This is a genomic window from Pseudonocardia xinjiangensis (assembly GCF_012911925.1).
GTDB classification, from domain to species: Bacteria; Actinomycetota; Actinomycetes; order Mycobacteriales; family Pseudonocardiaceae; genus Pseudonocardia; species Pseudonocardia xinjiangensis.
Genome location: NZ_JAAXKY010000284.1, coordinates 1 through 2595 on the forward strand (window position 1 = coordinate 1; position 2595 = coordinate 2595).

Below are 2595 nucleotides of genomic sequence, written 5' to 3' on the forward strand. Positions count from 1 at the left end.
GGGCCGCTGAACCTGGCCGGATCGGCGCCGCACTGCAACGATCCGGCGTATGTGGCGTGGCGGACGGGTCGGGGCGGCGGCGGGCGTCGCGGTGTCCGCCCTGCTCGTGAGCACGATCCCGGCGGCGGCTGCACCCGCGGCGACGTGCGCGGTGGCGTCGCTGCGATCGAGCCCGGGGTGGACGAGCTCCAGCTCCGTGACGTTCAGTGGGCTCGGCCAGGTGCGGGACGTGAACGTGTTCGTGGACCTGTCCATGCGGGGCGGCGGGGGGATCGTGCTCGATGACCTCGAGCTGAGTCTGCGGTCCCCGCAGGGTCTCCGCACGAACCTCGCGGTCGACGACGGCGGGGACACCGAGCTCCTCTCCGGCACGGTGTTCGACGACGAGGCCGCCGCGGATCTGGAGACCGGGACTGCGCCCTACCGGGGCCCGCACCGTCCGAGCGGTCTGCCGCTCTCCCGGTTCGACGGGTTCCAGGCCGACGGCACGTGGACCCTGCTGCTGGGCGGCGACGCCCACTCCGCGCACGTCAACTCGTGGGGTCTGGACATCGCCAACGGCTCGAACTGCACGGCCCCCTGACCCCGTCCCAGGGTCCGCGACGGCGCCCGGCCGGGGGTGCGAGGATCGGCAGGTGAACCGGCGGCTGTTGATGTGGGACGTCGACCGCACCCTGCTCGTCGGGGGCGGGGTGGGTGTCGAGGCGTATGCGGCCGCGTTCACCGCCGTCACCGGCCAGGCCTGGGCAGGCTCGCTGATGGCCGCGGGACGCACCGACCTCTCGATCACCCCGGAGCTGTTCGCCCAGCACGGCATCGCCGACGCGGCCCCGCACCTGGCGGAGTTCTTCACGCGCTACGCGGTGGAGTTCGGGGCACGCAGCCACCTCATGCGCGGGCAGGGGCGGCTGCTGCCCGGTGTCGCCGAGGTCCTCGCCGCCCTGCACTCCCGTCCCGGTGTCGTGCAGACGCTCGTCACCGGCAACATCACCGCCATCGGCATCGCGAAGGTGACGGCGTTCGGGCTGGAGCGCTACTTCGACACCGCGATCGGCGGCTACGGCGACGACCACGCCGTCCGTTCGGAGCTCGTACTTCGCTGCCGGCAACGGGCCGAGGCCGCGCACGGGCCGTTCGCCGACGAGGACGTGCTGGTGATCGGCGACACCGTGCACGACGTGGCGGGCGCGCTCGCCGCGGGGGTGGTGGCGGTGGGGGTGGCCACCGGCGCCACCCCGGCCTCAGAGCTCGCCGCGGCCGGTGCCCATCACGTGCTCGACGACCTGGGGGACGTCGAGCAGGCGGTGGCCCTCCTCGCCGGCTGACACCCGCGCTACCAGGTCTGCTCGCTCGCCCGCACGAGGATCTCGTTGACGGCCACGCGGCGGTCCCGGGTGACGATGTAGGTGACGGCGTCGGCGATGTCCTCAGGTCGCAGCCGCTCGATCGACCCCACCTGGCGGGCGATGGATTCCCGCAGACCGTCCCGCACGTGCGTGCTCAGCTCCGTGTCGACGGTTCCGGGCTCGACCACGCTCACCCGCACATGCTGCTGCATCACCTCCTGGCGCAGGGCCTCGGAGAACGCGCCGACCCCGAACTTCGTCAGGCTGTAGACGGCGTTCCCGCCCCGGGCGACCCGGCCCGCGGTCGAGCTGATCGTGATTAGGTCGGCCACCCGGCGGGGAGAGTCCTCGGCGGCGCTGCGCAGATGCGGCAGCGCAGCCTTCGTGACGTACAGCACGGCCTGCACGTTGATCGCGAGCATGCGCTCCCACTCCTCGGTGGGTGCGTCGGAGACCGGCCCGACGAGCATGACACCGGCGTTGTTGACGACGGTGTCGAGCCGGCCGAGCCCGGTCACCACGCGCTCCACGGCCGCAGCGGCCTGCTGCTGGTCGGTGATGTCGGCCTCTACCACGAGGGCCGTTCCGCCGCCGGCCCGGATCGTCCCCGCCAGTTCCTCGAGCCGGTCGCGGCGCCGGGCCAGCACCGCGACCGCCGCCCCCTCCTCGGCGAGGCCGCGCGCGGTCGCCTCGCCGATCCCACTGCTGGCACCCGTCACGAGAGCCACCGTGCCGTGCAGCCGTCCGGACATGTCGTCCTCCAAGGTGTTGTCGGCTCCACGTGTCCCACGCCGGGAGGGACGAGTCCCAGGACGCAGAAGCGGAGCCAGATCCGCTTCTTCTGCACCATAAGTGGACCCTGCTCCGTATAGCAACCGAGAGTGAGGTGGGGAACTTGGCGGGCGATCGAGGCGGCGCCCGAACTGCTCCGCACCACGGCTGCCCGCGAGACCGGGACGGACCCGCTCCTCGGGACGACCGGCGGGCAGGTCGCCCCGGACGCGAGTGCCGCGTCCGGGGCGGTGCGCTCAGCTCTTCCCGTCCCCCGTCAGGCCGGCGCGACGCAGGGCGTCGGCCATCGCGCTGTTGCCGAGACCCCCACCGGAGCCGCTCGAGCCGCCCGCCCGGCCGCCGCTCCCGCCACGCCGGTCGCCGCCACGCCGGTCGCCGCCACCGCCGCGCTGGTCCCCGCGCGGACCGCCCTTCTGGTCCCGCGGGCCGCCCTTCTGGTCCCGGGGACCCTTCTGGT

General features: G+C 73.6%; 4 protein-coding genes. 2 read left to right on the plus strand and 2 right to left on the minus strand.

The genetic code is table 11. The features are described from left to right. Window positions 1-49 precede the first annotated feature (49 nt). On the plus strand, window positions 50-583 hold the full coding sequence (locus tag HF577_RS37005; RefSeq protein ID WP_169400654.1) for a hypothetical protein: 534 nt from the start codon (window positions 50-52) through the stop codon (window positions 581-583). A 52-nt stretch (window positions 584-635) separates the two neighbouring features. After that, window positions 636-1325 (plus strand): HAD family hydrolase, encoded by a 690-nt coding sequence (locus HF577_RS37010; protein ID WP_211175433.1) that lies wholly within the window; start codon window positions 636-638, stop codon window positions 1323-1325. A gap of 8 nt (window positions 1326-1333) precedes the next feature. On the opposite strand, the gene HF577_RS37015 is transcribed toward HF577_RS37010, so the two are convergent. Continuing rightward, window positions 1334-2098 carry an SDR family NAD(P)-dependent oxidoreductase gene (locus HF577_RS37015; RefSeq protein ID WP_169400655.1) on the minus strand — a complete coding sequence of 255 codons (765 nt, stop codon included), beginning with the start codon at window positions 2096-2098 and terminating at the stop codon, window positions 1334-1336. 276 nt (window positions 2099-2374) lie between these two features. After that, on the minus strand, window positions 2375-2595 hold a 221-nt coding region (locus tag HF577_RS37020), incomplete at its 5' end, for a hypothetical protein (RefSeq protein ID WP_211175434.1).

Coding starts and splice junctions, on each gene's coding strand:
- HF577_RS37005 (WP_169400654.1), top strand. CDS start 50: ATGTGGCGTGGCGGACGGGTCGGGGCGGCGGCGGGCGTCGCGGTGTCC.
- HF577_RS37015 (WP_169400655.1), bottom strand. CDS start 2,098: ATGTCCGGACGGCTGCACGGCACGGTGGCTCTCGTGACGGGTGCCAGC.